General features: G+C 72.5%; 17 protein-coding genes. 6 read left to right on the forward strand and 11 right to left on the reverse strand.

All coding sequences use genetic code 11. The features are described 5' to 3' along the window. Both ACE3Q3_RS17130 and ACE3Q3_RS17135 read right to left on the reverse strand, forming a co-directional pair. On the reverse strand, positions 1–1,871 hold a 1,871-nt coding region (locus tag ACE3Q3_RS17130), incomplete at its 3' end, for a CarD family transcriptional regulator (RefSeq protein ID WP_374448137.1). Next, positions 1,868–2,128, reverse strand: coding sequence for a succinate dehydrogenase assembly factor 2 (locus tag ACE3Q3_RS17135; protein ID WP_374448138.1), 261 nt, complete (start codon positions 2,126–2,128; stop codon positions 1,868–1,870). The genes ACE3Q3_RS17130 and ACE3Q3_RS17135, both read right to left, overlap by 4 nt. Positions 2,129–2,232: 104 nt before the next feature. Here ACE3Q3_RS17135 and recG point away from each other — a divergent pair, with 104 nt between their 5' ends. Beyond that, a complete protein-coding gene (gene recG / locus ACE3Q3_RS17140) occupies positions 2,233–4,311 on the forward strand; it encodes an ATP-dependent DNA helicase RecG (protein ID WP_374448139.1) in 2,079 nt (692 codons plus the stop codon). A 15-nt stretch (positions 4,312–4,326) separates the two neighbouring features. On the opposite strand, the gene ACE3Q3_RS17145 is transcribed toward recG, so the two are convergent. Next, on the reverse strand, positions 4,327–5,004 hold the full coding sequence (locus ACE3Q3_RS17145; RefSeq protein WP_374448140.1) for a DUF502 domain-containing protein: 678 nt from the start codon (positions 5,002–5,004) through the stop codon (positions 4,327–4,329). Positions 5,005–5,081: 77 nt separating this feature from the next. Beyond that, entirely contained in the window at positions 5,082–5,972 is an 891-nt protein-coding gene (locus tag ACE3Q3_RS17150) for a cation diffusion facilitator family transporter (RefSeq protein ID WP_374448142.1), read from the reverse strand. A 105-nt stretch (positions 5,973–6,077) separates the two neighbouring features. Here ACE3Q3_RS17150 and ACE3Q3_RS17155 point away from each other — a divergent pair, with 105 nt between their 5' ends. After that, complete coding sequence (locus ACE3Q3_RS17155; RefSeq protein ID WP_374448144.1) at positions 6,078–6,812, forward strand: DUF1194 domain-containing protein; 735 nt, start codon at positions 6,078–6,080, stop codon at positions 6,810–6,812. Positions 6,813–6,967: 155 nt separating this feature from the next. After that, positions 6,968–7,675: an aquaporin Z gene (aqpZ, locus tag ACE3Q3_RS17160; protein ID WP_374448146.1), complete on the forward strand. Its 708-nt coding sequence runs from the start codon at positions 6,968–6,970 to the stop codon at positions 7,673–7,675. Positions 7,676–7,741: 66 nt separating this feature from the next. On the opposite strand, the gene ACE3Q3_RS17165 is transcribed toward aqpZ, so the two are convergent. The 4 genes from ACE3Q3_RS17165 to ACE3Q3_RS17180 all read right to left on the reverse strand — a co-directional run bounded on the left by ACE3Q3_RS17165 (position 7,742) and on the right by ACE3Q3_RS17180 (position 11,317). Then, positions 7,742–8,671 (reverse strand): aminotransferase class IV, encoded by a 930-nt coding sequence (locus ACE3Q3_RS17165; RefSeq protein ID WP_374448147.1) that lies wholly within the window; start codon positions 8,669–8,671, stop codon positions 7,742–7,744. Between the two features lie 90 nt (positions 8,672–8,761). Further along, on the reverse strand, positions 8,762–8,971 hold the full coding sequence (locus tag ACE3Q3_RS17170) for a hypothetical protein (protein ID WP_374448149.1): 210 nt from the start codon (positions 8,969–8,971) through the stop codon (positions 8,762–8,764). A gap of 89 nt (positions 8,972–9,060) precedes the next feature. Then, positions 9,061–10,197 carry a mandelate racemase/muconate lactonizing enzyme family protein gene (locus ACE3Q3_RS17175; protein WP_374448151.1) on the reverse strand — a complete coding sequence of 379 codons (1,137 nt, stop codon included), beginning with the start codon at positions 10,195–10,197 and terminating at the stop codon, positions 9,061–9,063. Position 10,198: 1 nt separating this feature from the next. Next, on the reverse strand, positions 10,199–11,317 hold the full coding sequence (locus ACE3Q3_RS17180; protein WP_374448153.1) for a serine hydrolase domain-containing protein: 1,119 nt from the start codon (positions 11,315–11,317) through the stop codon (positions 10,199–10,201). 117 nt (positions 11,318–11,434) lie between these two features. On the opposite strand from ACE3Q3_RS17180, the gene ACE3Q3_RS17185 reads away from it, so the two are divergent. Then, on the forward strand, positions 11,435–12,241 hold the full coding sequence (locus ACE3Q3_RS17185; RefSeq protein ID WP_374448155.1) for an MBL fold metallo-hydrolase: 807 nt from the start codon (positions 11,435–11,437) through the stop codon (positions 12,239–12,241). A 4-nt stretch (positions 12,242–12,245) separates the two neighbouring features. Here ACE3Q3_RS17185 and ACE3Q3_RS17190 read toward each other — a convergent pair whose 3' ends face one another. Continuing rightward, positions 12,246–14,399, reverse strand: coding sequence for an anthranilate synthase component I (locus tag ACE3Q3_RS17190; protein ID WP_374448157.1), 2,154 nt, complete (start codon positions 14,397–14,399; stop codon positions 12,246–12,248). 221 nt (positions 14,400–14,620) lie between these two features. Here ACE3Q3_RS17190 and ACE3Q3_RS17195 point away from each other — a divergent pair, with 221 nt between their 5' ends. Then, entirely contained in the window at positions 14,621–15,034 is a 414-nt protein-coding gene (locus ACE3Q3_RS17195; RefSeq protein ID WP_374448159.1) for an META domain-containing protein, read from the forward strand. Positions 15,035–15,044: 10 nt separating this feature from the next. On the opposite strand, the gene ACE3Q3_RS17200 is transcribed toward ACE3Q3_RS17195, so the two are convergent. Beyond that, positions 15,045–15,980, reverse strand: coding sequence for an alpha/beta hydrolase (locus ACE3Q3_RS17200; protein WP_374448162.1), 936 nt, complete (start codon positions 15,978–15,980; stop codon positions 15,045–15,047). A gap of 181 nt (positions 15,981–16,161) precedes the next feature. Between ACE3Q3_RS17200 and ACE3Q3_RS17205 the strand changes: the two genes are divergently transcribed. Further along, positions 16,162–17,784: a flavin-containing monooxygenase gene (locus tag ACE3Q3_RS17205; RefSeq protein ID WP_374448164.1), complete on the forward strand. Its 1,623-nt coding sequence runs from the start codon at positions 16,162–16,164 to the stop codon at positions 17,782–17,784. Here the strand turns inward: ACE3Q3_RS17205 and ACE3Q3_RS17210 are convergent. Beyond that, on the reverse strand, positions 17,757–18,347 hold a 591-nt coding region (locus ACE3Q3_RS17210), incomplete at its 5' end, for a GntR family transcriptional regulator (protein WP_374448166.1). The genes ACE3Q3_RS17205 and ACE3Q3_RS17210 overlap by 28 nt on opposite strands.

Below are 18,347 nucleotides of genomic sequence, written 5' to 3' on the forward strand. Positions count from 1 at the left end.
TCCTCGATGACGTCGGAGATGGCGCGGAGCTGGTCCTCGGTCTCCGGGAAGGGGAAGCGGGCGCAGAATTCGTCGAACAGGCCCTCGGGCGGCGGCATCACCTCGCCCGCCCGCACCTCGCGGGTGGCCGCGAGCCGCACCAGTTCGTCGGCGATGGCGCGGATGCGCTGCTTGACCCGCGCCTTGCGCGCCTGCCAGCCGGCCCCGCCCAGCCGGTCGAGCGCGACCTCGCCCTCGCCGCTGCCGTAGCGCGACAGGACCTCGATGTTCTCGACCGGGACGAACAGCTTGTCGCCGCCGTCGTAGAGGACGCGCAGGCAGTCGTGCGCCGCACCGCCGACGTCGATCGCGACCAGCCCGTCGTAGCGGCCGATGCCGTGGTCGACATGGACGACGTAGTCGCCGACGGTCAGCGCCGACACCTCGGCGACGAACTGGTCGAAGTTGCGCCGCCGCCGCGTCGTCCGCGCCAGCCGGTCGCCGAGCACGTCCTGCTCGGTGACGACCGAAAGCTGGTCGTCGGTGAAGCCCGATTCGATCGGCAGCACGACCAGCGCGGTGCGGCCGGGGGCGAGCGAGATCGCCTTCTGCCAGCGCTCGACCGGCTCGGCGCCGGCGATGCCGTGCTCGGCGAGCACGGTGCGCAGCCGCTCGCGCGACCCGGCGCTGTAGGCGGCGACGATGGTGCGGCGGCCGGCCGCGCGCTCGGCCGCGAGATGGTCGCGCAGGGCCTCGTAGACGTTGGCGCCGGCGGCGCGGACGTCGCCGAACTCGCGCCCGCGGCGGCCGCCGGCGTCGATCGAGCGGCCGGGCGTGCCGGGCGCCAGGAACGGCGTCATCTGCGCCATCGCCCGTTCGGCGAGGCGCCCGAACCACTCATCCTCGGTCGGATAGAGCATCTCCGGCGGCAGCGGCCGGTAGGGCGCGCCGCCAGTCGCCGCGCCCATCATGCTGCGGCGGGTCTCGTAATAGTCCTGGATGGTGCCGAAGCGCGCCGACACCGCCTCCTGCCCCTGGTGGTCGAGGGTGACCGGGGTGCCCTCCGGCAGGTGGTCGAACAGCGTCTCCAGCCCGTCGTGGAAGAGCGGCAGCCAGTGCTCCATGCCGGCATAGGGCCGGCCCTCGCTGATCGCGGCATAGAGCAGGTCGTCGTCGGAGACGGCGCCGAAGCGCTCGCGATAGCCGGTGCGGAAACGCTCGACCGTCTCCTCGTCGAGACGCACCTCGCTGACCGGCATCAGCGCGATCGACGGGATGTCGCCGGTGCTGCGCTGGGTCAGGGGGTCGAAGGTCCGCATCGCCTCGATCTGGTCGCCGAAGCGGTCGATGCGGATCGGCAGTTCGGCACCCGGCGGGAAGAGGTCGAGGATGCCGCCGCGGATGGCGTATTCGCCGGCCTCGCGCACGGTGCCGACGCGGCGATAGCCGTTGCGGGAGAGGAAGGCGGTGACGCGGTCGTCCGGCAGGTCGCCGCCGACCGCCGCCGTCAGCAAGGCGTCGGCGAAGAAGCGGCGCGGCGGCACCCGCTGCAGCAGCGCATTGACGGTGGTGACGACCAGCCGGCGGCCCTCCTCCGGCTGGCCGAGCCGGACCAGCGTCTCGATGCGGCGGCTGACGGCGCGGACGTTCGGCGAGGACCGGTCGTAGGGCAGGCAGTCCCAGGCCGGAAACGGCAGGATCTCGAGCGCCGGCGCCAGGAAGCGGATGGCCTCGACGGTCGCCATCATCCGCGGCTCGTCGCGCGCGACATGGAGGAGCGGCGGCCCCTTCTCGGCCGCCAGCCGCGCCAGCAGCAGCGCGTCGTAGCCCTCGGGCACGCCCGAGACGGTGATCGGTCCGGGCTGGGCGAAGAGGTCGGCGCGGCGGATCATGACGCGCCGGGCACCCGGCGGTGGGCTCGGATCATGGCGAGAACGTCCGTGTCGTACTCGGGCGGCGGCGGCGCCAGGCCGGCCAGCCAGTCGTAGAGGTTCGGGTCCTGGGTCTCGAGCAGGGCCTCGAAGCGGTCGATCTGGTCGGGCGTCAGGGATTCGAGCCGGTCGGCCGCGAAGCCGCCCAGGATCAGGTCGATTTCCTTGGTGCCGCGGTGGGCGCTGCGAAAGAGCAGCTTCTTGAGCCGCACATCCATGGCGGGCGAACGAATGCTTGCTGGGGGATGGCTCTCCGGTATAGGCCCGCTACCGCGTCCTGTCACCCGATTTGCCGGACTCCGAAACCCGAAGGCCCGAAGGCTTGCGCCCGGAACCCCTGTTCCCGCTGTTCGCCCCGGTCACCAGCCTGCCCGGCGTCGGCGCGCGCCTCGGCGTCCTGGTGGAGCGGGTGGCCGGCCCGCGCGTCGTCGACCTGCTCTGGCACCTGCCGGTCGGCATCGTCGACCGACGCTATGCCCCCGCCGTCGCCGAGGCGGAGACGGGCCGGGTGGCGACGCTCGCCGTCCGCATCGACCAGCACCAGCCGGGCGAGGGCCGGCGCCCCTACCGCATCCGCTGCTCGGACGCCACCGGCGGCATCACCCTCGTCTTCTTCCATGCCCGGCGCGAGCAGATGGAGCGCGCCTATCCGGTCGGCGCCCGGCGCGTCGTCAGCGGCCGGGTCGAACGGTTCGGCGAGGAGCTCCAGATGGCGCATCCCGACCGGGTCGGCGCGCCCGAGGAGGCGGCACAGATCCAGACCGTCGAGCCGGTGCATGGCCTGACGGCGGGGCTGCCGCCGGCCGTCCTGCGGCGGGCGATCCGCGCCGCGGTCGAGCGCGCCCCGCAGCTCGCCGAATGGCTCGACCCCGCCCACAAGGCGCGGCAGGGCTGGCCGGACTGGCATGTCGCCATCGCCCGCTGCCATGCGCCCGAGGACGAGGGCGACCTCCGGCCGAGCTTTCCGCCGCGGGCGCGGCTCGCCTTCGACGAATTGCTGGCGAGCCAGCTCGCGCTCCACCTGCTGCGGCGGCGCCAGCGCCGCGCGACCGGCCGGCCCCGCATCGGCGACGGCCGGCTGCGGCAGCGGGTGCTGGCCGCCCTGCCCTTCCGCCTGACACTCTCGCAGGCGCGCTCGGTCGACGAGATCCTGGCCGACATGGCGACGCCGACGCGGATGCTGCGCCTGCTCCAGGGCGACGTCGGCAGCGGCAAGACGGTGGTCGCGCTGATGGCGATGCTGGCCGCCGTCGAGGCCGGCGAGCAGGCGGCCCTGATGGCCCCGACCGACCTGCTGGCGCGCCAGCATCATGCCCGCATCGCGCCGCTCGCCGCCGCGGCCGGCCTCGAGGTCGGGTTCCTCTCCGGCCGCGACAAGGGCAAGGCCCGGGAGGCGACGCTGGCGCGGCTGGCGGACGGGTCGCTCCGCCTCGTCGTCGGCACCCATGCGCTCTTCCAGGACGAGGTCCAGTTCCAGGGTCTGGGGTTGGCGGTGATCGACGAGCAGCACCGCTTCGGCGTCCACCAGCGCCTGATGCTGGCCCGCAAGGGGGACGCCGTCGACGTGCTGGTGACGACGGCGACGCCCATCCCGCGCACCCTCCTGATGACCGCCTACGGCGACATCGACGTGTCGCGCATCGACGGCAAGCCACCGGGGCGGCAGCCGGTCACGACCGTGACCGTACCGGCGGAGCGGCTGGACGAGGTGACGGGCGCGGTCGGCCGGGCGATCGCGGGCGGCGCGCGGGTCTACTGGGTGTGCCCGCTGATCGAGGAGAGCGAGACGCTCGACCTCGCCGCCGCGGGCGAGCGGGCGGCGGCGCTGGAGCGGCTCTTCCCGGGGCAGGTGGCGCTCGTCCACGGCCGGATGAAGGGCACCGATCGCGACGCCGCCATGGCGGCCTTCGCCGGCGGCGACCGCCGCGTGCTGGTGGCGACGACGGTGATCGAGGTCGGTGTCGACGTGCCCGAGGCGACGGTGATGGTGGTCGAGCATGCCGAGCGCTTCGGCCTCGCCCAGCTCCACCAGCTGCGCGGCCGCATCGGCCGCGGCGACCACCCGTCGACCTGCATCCTGGTCTATGCCGCACCCCTGGGGGAGACCGCGAAGGCGCGGCTGCGCATCCTGCGCGAGACCGAGGACGGCTTCGTCATCGCCGAGGAGGACCTGCGCCTGCGCGGCGGCGGCGAAATGCTGGGGACCCGGCAGAGCGGCCTGCCCGACTTCCGCCTCGCCGACCCCGCCGCCCATGCCGACCTGATGCAGGCCGCCCGCGACGACGCCCGCCTGATCGTCGACCGCGACCCGGAGCTGCGCGGCCCCCGCGGCGAGGCCCTGCGCACCCTGCTCTATCTCTTCGAACGCGACGCGGCGATCCGGCTGGCGCGCGCCGGTTAGGCCGGGCCGGTTAGGTCAGGTCGGGCCGGAGGACCCGTCCGGCGACGGCGGCACCACCAGCCCGCCGGAGAGGACGATCTTCAGCCCTTCTTCGACCGTCATCGCGAGGCGGACGACCTGGCTTGCGGGCACATAGACGAGGTAGCCCGAGGTCGGGATCGGCGTTGTCGGGACATAGAGGCCGATCAGCTCGCCCGAGTGCGTGTGCTGGGCCGCCTCCAGCCGGGCGCCGGTGACGAAGGCGATGCTCCACATGTCGGGCCGCGGGAACTCGACCAGCACGACCTCGCGGAACGCGCTCGACTTCTGCGAGAGCACCGTCTCCAGAAGCTGCTTGGTCGCGCCGTAGATGCCGCGCAGGAAGGGCGTGCGGTGGAACAGCGCCTCGCTCAGCCGCAGCAGCAGCGTGCCGACATAGCCGGCGGCGAGGGCGCCGACCAGGGTCACGAGGACGAACGCGATCAGGAGGCCGAGCCCCGGCACCGCGAACGGCAGGTAGGTCTCGGGATTATATCGCGCCGGCAGGAGGCGGCCGACGATGTCGTCGACATAGTCGACGACCAGCCAGGCGAGATAGATCGTGAGCCCGATCGGCGCCGTCACCAGCACGCCGGCGAGGAAATAGGCGCGGATGCGGGCGGCAAGCCCGATCCGCCAGCGGGTCAGGATCGCGGGCCGCGCGCCCTCCTCCATCCGTCGCTCCTCCCGTGCCGTAGCCCGGTCCCGTGGCGGCAGCGTCGCAAGCCGCGCGCGGCAGGGCAAGCCCCCCTTCAGGCGGCGGTCGGGATCAGGACGACATGGCTCCCGGGAAGGTCGCGTTCCAGTTCCTCGCGCAGGTGCGCCAGCCGGCGAACGACCTCGCCCAGCGGCAGCGCCGGGTCGAAGCCGAGTTCGATCTCGACGATGTAACGGCTGCCGGCGCGGCGCGAGCGGACCCGGCCCAGGGAGTCGTACCATTCGAAATGGGCGACGAGGGCGCGGTTGATGTGGAGCTGGAGTTCGTCGCCGAGCGCCTTGTCGAGCAGGTCGGGCAGCACGCGCCGGGCGATCCCGAAGGCGAGCCAGACCATGAAGACCGAAAGGAAGGCGGAACCGACGAGGTCGGCCCAGACGCCGATGCGGCCGCCGAACAGGGCGGAGACGCCGACGCTCATGACGACGACCGAGGAGGCGACGCAGCGCGTCAGCCGCGACTTGCGTTCGGCGTCCACCACCGGCGAGACGGTGCCGCGGGCCGCACGCGTCATGCCGACCAGCACCGAGACGTCGACGACGAAGTCGAGGCTGACGACCGCGAAGGCGACGAGCAGCCCGCTCGTCTCCGGCTCCGGCAGGTGGCGCACCCGCTCGGCGATCTCGCCGGCGACGAAGAGGGCGCCGCCGATGATCGAGAGCGCGGTCAGCAGGCTGACCGCCTGTTCGAGCTTGCCGTAGCCGAAATCATAGTCGGCGAGCCGCCCGCGGTTGATCCGCCGGAGGACGACCAGCGACAAGGTCGTCAGGCCGAGCGTGATCCCGCTTTGCAGGCACTCGGCGATGATGGTCAGGGCCCCGGTCCATATCGCCAGGAGCAGGTAGCCGGACCACATCAGCACATCGAGGGCGAGCCCGTTGCGGATCATCCGCTCCTGGGCGAGTTCGTCGACAGTCGGCGTGCGCAACGCGCGGGATCCTCGGGGGTGGTCGGCGGCGCCGATCCCTACACCGGCGACCGGCCTCCGGTCGAGATGCTGGCGATGGACGGGCCGAGCCGTCATGCTCCCCCGATGAAGTCGCGTTGGCGGACGGCATGGATGCTGGCGGCGCTGGCCGCGGTCGCCCCGGCGGCCGCCCAGGACGACCGGACGGTCACGGTCGACCTGGCGCTGGTACTGGCGGTCGACGGCTCCAGCAGCGTCGACGAGCGCGAGTTCCGCCTGCAGATGGCGGGCTACGCCGACGCCTTCCGCAACCCGCGGGTGGTGCAGGCGGCGACGACCGGCCTCCACCGGCGGATCGCCGTCACGCTGGTGCAATGGTCCAACCTGCACGACCAGCGGCAGGTCGTGCCGTGGACGCTGGTCGGCGATACCGCCCAGGCGGATGCGTTGGCCGAGGCGATCCGGCAGGCGCCGCGCGCGGTCCCCGCCGGCAGCACCTCGATCAGCGGCGCCATCGACTTTTCCGCCCGCCTCCTGGCCGGCGGCCACCGCGCGACCCGGCGGGTGATCGACATTTCGGGCGACGGGCTCAACAACATGGGCCGCCCGCCGGCGGTGGCGCGCGACGCCGCCGTCGCCGCCGGGATCGCGATCAACGGCCTCGCCATCACGACCGAGGTGCCGGCACTCCACATCTACTACGAGGACAACGTGATCGGCGGCCCCGGCGCCTTCGCGCTCGCCACGGACTCGTTCGAGCGTTTCCCGGAAGCGATCCTGAAGAAGCTCCTGCGCGAGATCGTCGGGCGGCCGGCGGGAACCGGCCTGGCCGAGGCCGGGCGCGATCGGCGCCGCCGCTAGGCGATTCTCCAAGCATCCATTAAGGTGGCCGCAAGATCACCGAGATATGCGGCGGATGGCCAGGGGCGCCGCCTTGTCGGAAATAAGCCGGAGAACGCGAAGGAACCATAGTCCCGTGCGGCCGAGAATGGCCCGAAGACTTGGGGAGGTCTGACATGGCGTCACTATCACGGCGGCTGTCCGCGGAAGTTTTCGGAACGTTCTGGCTCGTCCTCGGAGGCTGCGGCAGCGCCGTGCTCGCCGCCGGCATTCCGGATGTCGGGATCGCCTTCGCCGGCGTCAGCCTCGCGTTCGGCCTGACCGTGCTGACGGCCGCCTATGCGGTCGGCCACATCTCCGGCGGCCACTTCAATCCGGCCGTCACCTTCGGCCTGTGGGCGAGCGGGCGCTTCCCGGCCCGGGACGTCGTGCCCTACGTCGCCGCGCAGGTCGCCGGCGCGATCGTCGCCGCCGTCGTCATCCTGCAGATCGCCAGCGGCAAGGCGGGCTTCGCGCTCGCCCCGAACGGGCTCGCCGTCAACGGCTTCGAGAGCCTTTCGCCCGGCGGCTACACGATGGCGGCGGGGCTGATCGCGGAGGTCGTGCTGACCTTCGGGTTCCTCATCATCATCCTCGGCTCGACCGACCGCCGCGCCCCGGCCGGCTTCGCGCCGATCGCCATCGGCCTCGCGCTCACCCTCATCCACCTCATCAGCATCCCGGTGACCAACACCTCGGTCAATCCGGCGCGCAGCACGGGTCCGGCGCTGCTGGTGGGCGGGCTGGCCCTGCAGCAACTCTGGCTCTTCTGGATCGCCCCGATCGCGGGCGCCATCATCGCCGGTCTCGCTTGGCGCGGCCTCGCCGACGATACCTCGCAGTAGGGCGCGCGGCCGCCGCCTTCGGCCAGCCCGGGGACCGGCTACCGGTCCCCGGGCGAACCCGCGGGATCAGGTCGGCAGGCGACGCAGGTACTGGCCGACGAAGTCGAAATCGACGAAGCGGCAATAGGCGTCGAGCAGGCGCTTGGTCACCGGGCCCGGCACCTTGCCGTCGGCGACCACGGCACCGTTGACCGAGCGCACCGGGCAGATGCAGAGGCTGGTCGAGGTGAGGAACACCTCGTCGGCGATGTAGGTGTCGAAGAGGTCGATGTCGGCCTCCTCCATGACGAAGCCCTCGGCGCGGGCAAGGTCGATCGCCGTCTGCCGGCTGATGCCCGGGAGCACGAACTTCGCGCGTGGGGTGCGGATCACTCCGTCCTTGACGACGAAGATGTTGCTGCCGATGCCCTCGGCGAGGTTGCCCGAGGTGTCGAGCAGCACCGCCCAGACGTTCGGGTCCTCGGCTTTCGCCTCCATCTCGCCCACGATCATGTTGAGGTAGTTGTGGGTCTTGGCGCGCGGGCTGAGCGATTCCGGCGGCGTGCGGCGGGTCGGCGGCACGACCACGTCGATGCCGTCGCGGTAGTGCCGCGCCCGGCTCTTCAGCGGCAGGGGCGTGCATTCGATGATGACGGTCGCCCCCTCGCGCTCGCGCGTCTCGCCGGGCGCGGCGTCGACCCCGCGCGAGACGCGCTGGCCCAGCCAGTAGTCGTCGTCGGAACCGAGCAGGTGCATGTTGCGCTCCAGCACCTCCTCGGAGAGGCGGACCATCTCGGCCGGGCCCATGCCCGGATCGATGCGGACGTAGCGCAGCGAGTTGTAGAAGCGGTCGATGTGCTCCTTCAGCTTGAAGACGCGGTGGCCGAAGGTGCGCGTCATGTCGAACACGGCATCGCCGTACTTGAACCCCCGGTCGCGGAAGGAGACCCGGACCTCGGATTCGGGGACGATGCTGCCGTTGAAATAGGCGACGCGCTGGTTGGACAGGCTGGACATTGGGGGTTCCCGTCGGGGGATGGCGACGGGTGGGAAGGCTACCAGAGCGGCCCGGCCGGTGGGAATGCCCGACCGCCCGGGATGCGGCGATCAGCGCGGCTTGCGTCCCGCCCAGTTGTAGCGGCGCCGATCCATGACCGTGCGCAGGGCGAGCGTCTTGATCGACGCCTCCTCGCCGCGGCGGCGCAGCCGCGCATAGAGGATGCCGTCGGCGCCCTCGTAGACGTCGGCGATGCGCCAGCGGCTGGGGAACACGGCCACGGTCTCGACCTCCTGGCCGATGAGCTCTTCATGATCCATCGTCGACGACTTCCCTCCGGACGGGGCGGGGCAAAGGGCCCAGACAGGTGGGAACGTCCGCCGGAGCGATCAAGCTCCGCGACCGCTCGTCACAGGGGCCGGCGCGACCGTTCCAGGGCCGGAAGGTCGGGCTCGACGCCGATGCCGGGCGCGTCCGTCAGCACGAAGGCGCCGTCGGCCAGTGCCGGGAACGGCTGCGCCAGCAAGGTCCGCAGCGGGTTCTCGTTGGCGTCGACCTCCAGCATTCCCGGCCCGCCGACGGCAGCCAGGATGTGCGCCGAGGCCATCAGGCCGATGCCGCCCGAGAGGAAGTGCGGGCAATAGTCGAGCCCCGCCGCGACGATCTCCCGCCCGACCGCGGCGCAGCCGGTGACGCCGCCCCACTTGATCGCGTCCGGCTGGACGACGCCGAAGGCGCCGCTGGCGATCGCCGCCGCGAACTCGGCCCGCGAGCGCATGTTCTCGCCGGCGGCGAGGCGCATCGGCGCCGCCTCCGCGAGCCGCCGCCAGTCGTCGAGGCCGGTGTCGGCCATCACCGGCTCCTCCAGCCAGTGCAGGCCGAAGGCGGCGAGTTCGGGCAGCATCGCGGCCGTATCCGCCACGCTCCAGGCCTGGTTGGCGTCCGCCATCAGGCGGGCCGCCGGTCCGAGTTCGACCCGCATCGTCGCGAGGTTGGCGAGATCGCGGTCGCGGCCGAAGCCGACCTTGAGCTTGAAGCCGCCATACCCCTCGGCCCGCTTGGCGGCGGCCATCCGCTCCGGCCGATCGGGATTGATGCCGCTCGCATAGGCCGGCACCGCCCGCACCGCGCCGCCGAGCGCGTCGGCCAGCGGCAGCCGGGCCTTGCGTGCCGCCAGGTCCCAGCAGGCGCCGTCGATGCCGGCGATCGCCTGGGCGAAGGGGCCCGGCTCGTCGCATTGCAGCACCAGCACCCGCGTCCGCTGCTCCAGCCACTGGCCGACCGCGGCCGGGTGGTCGAAGTCGCGGTCGCGGGCGAGCGGCGCCAGCACGTCGCTGACGAGCCGCGCCCGATGCTCGGCGCCGGGTGGCGGCCAGTTGCAGAAGACCTCCCCCCAGCCATGGTTGCCGGCCTCGTCCTCGACCCGGACGACGACGCCCGGCCGGTCGTGCATGGTGCCGAAGGCGGTGCGCACCGGCGGGTCCGCCGGCACGCGATAGGCCGCCGCCTCGATCCGCGCGAGGCGGAAACCGCCGACGCCGGCCATGTCAGCCCCGCAGCGCGGCGTGGACGCGGCCGATCAGGCCGTCGACGGCGTCCTTGGCGATCCAGCGGGCGACCAGCACGAGGTCCGACGCCGGGTCGACCCAGACGATGTTGCTGCCGGCGCCGACCGCGGCGAACCCGGTCGAGGGCGCGCTCGGATACATGCCGCGGTCGGTGTTCAGCCACCACATGTAGCCGTAGGTCGGCTTGAGGTCGCAGGGCGTCAGCGACCGCCGGATCCATTCCGACGAGACGAGCTGCCGGCCGCCCCAGCGGCCGCCGCGCTGCATCAGCAGGCCGACCCGGGCATGGTCGAAGCTGTCGATGAAGAGCCCGCCGCCCCAGTGCCCGCCGCCCGAGACCGACTGGATCTGCCGGCCGTCGATCTCGATCCAGGAATTGCGGTAGCCGTGCCACTCCCAGCCGTCCGAGGCGCCGATCGGGTTCATGATCCGCTCGCGGATCAGGTCCGGCAGGCCGCGCCGCCACAGGCGGAGCAGGGCGAGCGCCAGGCGGTTCACGCGGACGTCGTTGTATTCCCAGTGCGTTCCGGGCGCCTGCAGCGGCCGCGCCTCGCCCTTCTTCGTGTTCTGGCCCTCGCTGGCGAGGTCGCGGTTGCGGTCGACGATGTCGGGCTTGCCCCACATCTCCCCCTCCCATTCGCTGGTGAGCTGGAGAAGGTGCTGCCAGGTGACGGCCGAATTGTGCGGCGGGTCGAAGCCGCCGTCGTCGACCAGTTCGCGCACCGGCCGGGTCGGGTCGGGCAGCAGGCCGGAATCGAAGGCGAGACCGGCGCAGAGCGAGAGGTAGCTCTTGCTGGCGCTGAAGGTCATGTCGACGCGGGCCGGATCGCCCCAGGCGGCGACGATGCGGCCGCCGCGCAGCACGAGACCCGAGGGACCGCCGCGCGGCTTGGTCGGCCCGATGATCTCGTTCCACGGCGGCGGCTCGAAATGGCCCTTGCCGATCTGCACCGCGAGGTCGCGCTCCCAGGGGCTCTCGTTCGCCGTGGCGAAGGCGACCGCGTCGGCGAGGCCGGCCGGGTTGAAGCCGGCATCGCCGGGCGCCACGCGGGCCCATTCGCCGCCGGCCGGCGGCTCGTACTCGGCAATCGTCGTCATGGGGTGCTCTCCCGGGCGCTTCAGGAATAGGATGGCGCGCCGTTCTAGCGCGGTCGCGGCCCGAAAGTCGCATGGAACCGCCCGCGATTGGAACGGACGACGGAGCGGAGGCGGACGATGCGGATGCGCATGTGGGTCCAGCGGCTTCTCTGGCTGGCAACGGCGATCGTCGCCGGGCCGGTGCCGGCATTCGCGAGTTGCGGGGTCGTCGCCGGGCTGCCGGCGGCGCGGCAGCTCGCGGCACTCGAAACCGCCGCGGTCGAGCCCGACCGGGTGCGGCTGACCTTCATCGGCCATGCCAGCTTCCTGATCGAGACGCCGGGCGGCGCGACCGCGGTCACCGACTACAACGGCTACAACCGGCCGCCGGGTCTCGTGCCCGACATCGTCACCATGAACAACGCCCACTCGACGCACTTCACCGACGACATCCCGCCCGGCGTCCGCCACGTCCTGCGCGGCTGGGACCCGGGCGGCGGCATGGCGGTCCACGACGTCACCTGGCGCGACCTGCGGGTCTTCAACGTACCGACCAACGTCCGCCAGTGGGGCGGCGAAGGGACCCGGCAGAACGGCAATTCGATCTTCGTCTTCGCCGCCGCCGACCTCTGCATCGCCCATCTCAGCCACATCCACCACACGCTGACCGAGACCCATCTGCGCGAACTGGGCCCGATCGACGTACTGCTGGTGCCGGTCGACGGCTCCTGGACGATGAGCCAGGAGGACGTGCTGACGGTGATCGGCCAGATCCGGCCGCGGCTCGTCGTCCCGATGCACTACATCGTCGCCGACGTGCTGGAGCGGTTCCTGGCGAAGGCGGCCCCGCGCTACCCTGCCCGCTTCCAGGATCAGCCGGCCGCGCTGCTGTCGCGGACGGCGCTGCCCCGGCAGACCGAGATCCTCGTCCTGCCGGGGCGCTGACCGGTCACCGTGCGAGCGAGACCGCGTTGGCGACGATGCGGTGGCCGGCCCGCTCGCCGAGCGACATGATCGATTCCGGGTGGAACTGCACCCCGGCGACCGGCAGGTGCTCGTGCTCCAGCGCCATCGGCACCCCGTCAGCGGCGACGGCGGTCACCCGGAACCCCTCCGGCACCCGCGCCGGGTCGACATAGAGCGAGTGGTAGCGGCCGACCGTCACCTCCTCCGGCAGGCCGTCGAAGAGCCGCCCGCCGTCGAGCCGGATGCGGCTCGGCCGCCCGTGGGCCGGCGTCGCGAGCTGCGCCAGACGGCCGCCGAAATGCTCGCCCAGCGCCTGCAGCCCCAGGCAGACGCCGAAGATCGGCACCCCCGCCGCCAGCGCCCGCTCGATGGTCCGGTCGATGGCGAAGTCGGCCGGCCGCCCCGGTCCCGGCGAGAGGACCAGAAGGTCGGGCGCCCCCTCCTCCAGCGCCGCCAGCGCGCGGCCGTGGCGCACGACCGCCACCTCGGCGCCGGTCTGGCGGAAGAAGTCCGCGAGCGTGTGGACGAAGCTGTCGTCGTGATCGACGAGGAGAAGGCGCTTGCCGGCGCCCGTCTGCGGCACCACCGGCATCGCGGCCGGCGTCGCGGCCGGCCGGCGGATCGCCTGGAAGAGTGCGGCTGCCTTGATGCGGCACTCGGCATCCTCCGCCTCGGGATCGCTGTCCCACAGGAGGGTGGCCCCGACCCGGATCTCCGCCAGCCCGTCCTTCATGCGGATGGTGCGGATGGTGAGGCCCGTGTTCATGCCGCCGTCGAAGGTGGCGCAGCCGATGGCGCCGCCATACCAGCGCCGGGGCGTGCGCTCGTGGTCCTCGCAGAACTGCATCGCCCACAGCTTGGGGGCCCCCGTCACCGTCACCGCCCAGGCGTGGCTGAGGAAGGCATCGAGCGCGTCGTAGCCCGGCCGCAACTCGCCCTCGACATGGTCGACCGTGTGGATGAGGCGCGAATAGAGCTCGATCTGCCGCCGCCCCAGCACCTTGACCGACCCCGGCACGCAGACCCGCGCCTTGTCGTTGCGGTCGACGTCGGTGCACATGTTGAGCTCGTACTCGTCCTTGGCCGAGTTGAGCAGGCGGCGGATCTGCTCGGCGTCGCCGATCGGGTCCGGGCCGCGGGCGATGGTGCCCGAGATCGGGCAGGTCTCGACCCGCCGTCCGTCCGAGCGCACGAACATCTCGGGCGAGGCGGAGACCAGGAACTCGCCCTCGCCGAGGTTGATGAGGGCGGCATAGGGCGCGGGGTTGCTGCGGCAGAGGGTGCGGAAGACCTCGGCCGGCGTCTGCTCGCAGGGTTCCCGGAAGAGCTGGCCCGGCACTGCCTCGAAGAGGTCGCCGCGGGCGAAATGCTCGCGCGCCGTCTCGACCAGCGCCGGGTAGGCCCCGGGCTCGTGGTCGGCGGACGGCTGCTGCGGCTCGATCCGGTAGGGTGCGGCGACCGCCGCGCGCGCAATGCCCGCCGTGCCGCGCCCGGAGTGGGCGAAGTCGTAGGCGATCTCGGCGGCGCGCTCGGTCCGGCGGTCGACCATCACCAGCCGGTCCGGCAGGTAGAGGACGAGGTCGCGCTGGTCGGCCTCGCGCGGCCGGCGCCGCTCCAGGTCCTCGAGCTGGAACACGAGGTCGTAGCCGAAGGCGCCGTAGAGGCCGAGATGGCCGTCCTCCGCCGCGCCGAAGGCGTCGACCAGCGCCCGCAGCACGCCGAAGACGGAGGGCCGTCGCGTCCGCTCCTCCTCGAAGGCGACGGCGCCGTCGCCCGTGACCTCGGCCGCCAGCCGGTCCGGCGTGCGCGCGAGGATGCGCACGGGCGCCGATCCCAGCGCCGCGGCGGCGAAGTCGAGGAGCGGCCGGCCACGCTCGGTGAGCGCGGCCAGCCGCACCGTGCGCCCGACGGTCTCCAGCACCAAGGGCGGATCGACGAAACCGAAATCGTACCGGCTGTAGCGCCCGGGATAGTCGATCCCGGACGAGAACAAGGCGCCGCGCCGCCGGTCGATGGCGGCCGTCAGTGCGGCCAGCGCCGCCTCGGGCTCGATCGGCCGGGTTCGGCGCACGACCTCGAGCCCGCCCCGCGTACGGTAGCGGATCTCGGCGTCGCGGTCGGACAGATTCCACTGCATGCCTGCACTCCTCCGGAAGAGGCCAGGGTGCAGACATGAAACGGGGCCGCCTGCACCATGGCCGGCAGCCCCTCGAATGATCCGTGATCGCGCGTCGGGGACCGCCTAGGAGGCGGGCCACCAAAGTCCGGCGAAGGAGACGCGGATCGACATCGCGACGGATGAAATGCCCGCGCACCGGCGTTTGTCAAGCGATCGCGGAGAACTCGGGAGGAACGACCATGGCACTTCGCTCTGGCGCCGCCATCGTCCTGGCGTTCGGCCTCGGCGCCTGCGCGACCGACGAACCGGCGCCTCCGCCCGGCCTCGCCGGGACCCAATGGCAGGCGACCCGGCTGTCGGACGGCAGCACCGTCGCCGACCCGGCACGCCTGACGATCGCCTTCGGCACCGACGGCCGCGCCGCCATCCGCGCGGACTGCAACCGCGGCAGCGGCGCCTGGAGCTCTCCGGCGCCGGGCCGGATCGCGTTCGGGGCGATCGCGACGACGCGCATGGCCTGCCTCGCCCCTTCCCAGGGCGACCGCTTCCTCGCCGACCTCGCCGCGGCGGCGCGCTATCGCCTGCGCGACAGCGAACTCGCGATCGCGCCGGAGAGCGCCGGCAGCGCGCTGCTGCTGCGCCGCACGCCCTAGTCCCAGTCGCTCAGCCGAAGGCGCGGCGCAGCTCCGCCGTGACCACCCGCTGCGCCGCGACCGCGTCGTCGATCATCGGCGTCATGCCGAAGAAGCCGTGGATCATGCCGGGATAGAGCCGCCAGTCGACCGGGACGCCGGCCGTGCGCAACGCCTCGGCGTAGCGCACGCTGTCGTCGTGGAGCACGTCGCAGCCGGCGACCACCACCATGGCCGGCGCCAGACCCGCCAGCGACGGCGCCCGGATCGGCGAGGCCCGCCAGTCCGCCGCGTCGGCCGGGGCGCGCAGGTAGTGGCCGCGGAACCATTCCATCGCCGCCCGGGTCAGCGGCCCGAAGCCCTGGTCGAAGCGCTCGAAGCTCTCGCCGACCAGCCCGTAGTCGGCGACGGGATAGATCAGCACCTGCATCCGCAGGTCGAGCCCGTCGGCGTCGCGCGCCATCAGCGCCATAACGGCGGCGAGGTTGCCGCCGGCACTGTCGCCGGCGACGGCGATCCGCGCGGGGTCGGCGCCGAGCGCCGGCGCTTCCGCCGCGATCCAGCGCAGGGCGGCCCAGCAATCCTCGACCGCCGCCGGGAAGCGATGCTCCGGCCCCATGCGGTAGTCGACCGCCATGACGAGCGCGCCCGCGCCGGCCGCGAGGTTGCGGCAGATGACGTCGTGGGTGTCGAGGTCGCCGATGACGTGGCCGCCGCCGTGATAATAGACGAGCACGGGCAGCGGCCCGTCCGCTTCCGGCCAGTAGAGGCGGACCGGGATCGGCCCCGCCGGTCCGGGAACGGTCCGGTCCTCGGCCCGCCGGATCGGTTCCGGCACGCTGCCGCGGGCGCGGACGACCGCGATCATCTGGGCGCGGGCCTCCGCCGGCGACAGCGTGTGGATCGGCGGCAGGTTGGCGGCGGCCAGCTTCTGCAGGGCCTCTTCGATCTGGGGATGCAGCGTCATCGGTCCTTCCCGTTCCTGGCCGGGCCGTCGGCCCGGGGAGTCGCATGGCACGATCGAACACGACGCTGCGGCCGCCGTCGAGGGGCTAGCCGGGGCGCCGATCCGGACCGGATGCGGGGCTGCGCCCTGGTGGCCGATCGTGCCAAGCTGCGCCACCGCGGAAGCGTCAACGGAGGGAAGGATGAGCGAGGCCGGAAGCGATCGGGAGCCCGAACTCGACGTCGTCATCGTGGGGGCCGGGCTGGGCGGGCTCTACGCGCTCCATCGCATGCGCGCGATCGGCATGACGGCCCGGGTCTACGAGGCCGGCGGCGGCATCGGCGGCACCTGGTTCTGGAACCGCTATCCCGGCGCCCGCTGCGACATCGAGAGCCTCGAATACTCCTACGCCTTCGACGACGCCCTCCAGCAGGAATGGAAATGGCCGGAGCGCTACGGCGCCCAGCCCGACATCCTGCGCTACATCGAGCATGTCGCCGATCGCTTCGACCTGCGCCGGGACGTGCGGCTCGATGCGCGCATCGCGACCGCCGTCTACGACCGCGACGCCAACCGCTGGACGCTGACGACGGCGGACGGAGAGGCGGTGACGGCGCGCTTCTGCATCATGGCGACCGGCAACCTGTCGACCCCGCGCGTTCCCGACTTCCCGGGCCTCGAACGCTTCCGCGGCCGCTGGTACCATTCGGGCCTGTGGCCGGCAGAGGGCGTCGACTTCACCGGCCTGCGCGTCGGCGTCGTCGGCACCGGCTCGACCGCGATCCAGATGATCCCGCTGATCGCGCAGCAGGCCCGGCACCTGCACGTCTTCCAGCGCACCGCCAATTTCAGCCTGCCGGCGCGCAACCAGCCGATGGATCCCGAGTTCGAGCGCGCCTTCAAGGCGGAGTACCGCCGGCGCCGGGAGGAGGCCAAGCGCACGCCGGTCGGCGTCTCGGGCTTCCTCGCCCCCACCCGGTCGGCGCTGGCGATTCCGGCCGAGGAGCGGGAGCGGCGCTACGAGGAACTGTGGCAGCAGGGCGGCACCATCGGCTTCCTCACCTCCTTCAAGGACTTCCTCCTCGACGAGGCGGCGAACGAGACGGCGGCCGAGTTCGTGCGCCGGAAGATCCGCTCCATCGTCCGCGATCCCGCGGTGGCCGAGCTGCTGGCGCCCAAGGACCACCCGATCGGCAGCAAGCGGCTCTGCCTCGATACCGGCTACTACGAGACCTACAACCGCGACAACGTCACCCTCGTCGACGTCCGCTCCGCACCCATCCGGGAGATCACCGAGACCGGCATCCGCACGGCCGCCGCCGAGTACGAGCTGGACGCCATGGCCTTCGCCACCGGCTTCGACGCCATGACCGGCGCCTTGCGCGAGATCGACATCCGCGTCGCCGGCGGGCCGGCGCTGTCGGAGGTGTGGAAGGCGGGGCCCCGCACCTATCTCGGCCTGACGATACCGGGCTTTCCCAACTTCTTCGTCATCACCGGGCCGGGCAGCCCCGGGGTGAAGAGCCAGATGATCCACTCGATCGAGCAGCACACCGACTGGATCGCCGACTGCCTCGTCCACCTGCGCGGCCGCCAACTCGCGCGCATCGAGCCGGAGCCGGCGGCGAGCGACGCCTGGGTCGCCCATGTCAACGCGGTCGCCGACGCGACGCTCTATCCGCGCGCCGACTCCTGGTACATGGGCGCCAACATCCCGGGCAAGCCGCGGGTCTTCATGCCCTATGTCGGCGGCGTCGGCGCCTATCGCGCGAAGTGCGAGGAGGTCGCCGCCGACAATTACCGCGGCTTCGCGCTCTCGCGCTGATTGGCCTCGGCGCGTTCGGCCAGGTAGTCGAAGGCGCCGGCGATGTCGCGTTCCATCGACCGGCGCGCGGCGGCGGCATCGCCGGCGGCGAGCGCTGCCAGGGTCACCTGGCGGTGGCGTCCGCGGTCCTTGGAGGCGAACGCGGGGAAGAGCGCATGGGTGTTCGGCGCCGAGCGCAGCCACAGCCCCTCGATCAGGCGCATGAGGTGGGGCATCCCGGCCGCGGCATAGATCGCGAAGTGCCAGCGGTTGATGCGGGTGATCATGCCCTTGACGTCGCCGCGGCCGCGCCAGGCGACGATGTCCTCCTCCAGCCGCCATTGCGCCGCCATCAGGTCCGGCGTCCAGCGCTCGGCCGCGCGCTCGGCGGCGAAGCCCTCCAGCATCAGGCGGATCGTCTTCAACTCGCGCAGTTCCTCGGCCGACAGGTCGGGAACGCGGATCCAGCGGTTGGGCGAGACTTCGAGCGCGCCCTCGGCCGCGAGCCGCCGCACCGCCTCGCGGATCGGCGTCCAGCTCATGCCGAGGGAGGCGGCGAGGCCGCGGATCGTCACCTTCTCCCC

Source organism: Allostella sp., from assembly GCF_041913585.1.
Lineage (GTDB): Bacteria > Pseudomonadota > Alphaproteobacteria > ATCC43930 > Allostellaceae > Allostella.

What these genes read in the sequence shown, in the direction of transcription:
- ACE3Q3_RS17175 (WP_374448151.1), bottom strand. Translation starts at nt 10,197, where the DNA reads ATGGCCGGCGTCGGCGGTTTCCGCCTCGCGCGGATCGAGGCGGCGGCC.
- ACE3Q3_RS17145 (WP_374448140.1), bottom strand. Translation starts at nt 5,004, where the DNA reads ATGGAGGAGGGCGCGCGGCCCGCGATCCTGACCCGCTGGCGGATCGGG.
- ACE3Q3_RS17155 (WP_374448144.1), top strand. Translation starts at nt 6,078, where the DNA reads ATGAAGTCGCGTTGGCGGACGGCATGGATGCTGGCGGCGCTGGCCGCG.
- ACE3Q3_RS17135 (WP_374448138.1), bottom strand. Translation starts at nt 2,128, where the DNA reads ATGGATGTGCGGCTCAAGAAGCTGCTCTTTCGCAGCGCCCACCGCGGC.
- ACE3Q3_RS17190 (WP_374448157.1), bottom strand. Translation starts at nt 14,399, where the DNA reads ATGCAGTGGAATCTGTCCGACCGCGACGCCGAGATCCGCTACCGTACG.
- aqpZ (WP_374448146.1), top strand. Translation starts at nt 6,968, where the DNA reads ATGGCGTCACTATCACGGCGGCTGTCCGCGGAAGTTTTCGGAACGTTC.
- ACE3Q3_RS17185 (WP_374448155.1), top strand. Translation starts at nt 11,435, where the DNA reads ATGCGGATGCGCATGTGGGTCCAGCGGCTTCTCTGGCTGGCAACGGCG.
- ACE3Q3_RS17180 (WP_374448153.1), bottom strand. Translation starts at nt 11,317, where the DNA reads ATGACGACGATTGCCGAGTACGAGCCGCCGGCCGGCGGCGAATGGGCC.
- ACE3Q3_RS17195 (WP_374448159.1), top strand. Translation starts at nt 14,621, where the DNA reads ATGGCACTTCGCTCTGGCGCCGCCATCGTCCTGGCGTTCGGCCTCGGC.
- ACE3Q3_RS17200 (WP_374448162.1), bottom strand. Translation starts at nt 15,980, where the DNA reads ATGACGCTGCATCCCCAGATCGAAGAGGCCCTGCAGAAGCTGGCCGCC.
- ACE3Q3_RS17170 (WP_374448149.1), bottom strand. Translation starts at nt 8,971, where the DNA reads ATGGATCATGAAGAGCTCATCGGCCAGGAGGTCGAGACCGTGGCCGTG.
- ACE3Q3_RS17205 (WP_374448164.1), top strand. Translation starts at nt 16,162, where the DNA reads ATGAGCGAGGCCGGAAGCGATCGGGAGCCCGAACTCGACGTCGTCATC.
- ACE3Q3_RS17165 (WP_374448147.1), bottom strand. Translation starts at nt 8,671, where the DNA reads ATGTCCAGCCTGTCCAACCAGCGCGTCGCCTATTTCAACGGCAGCATC.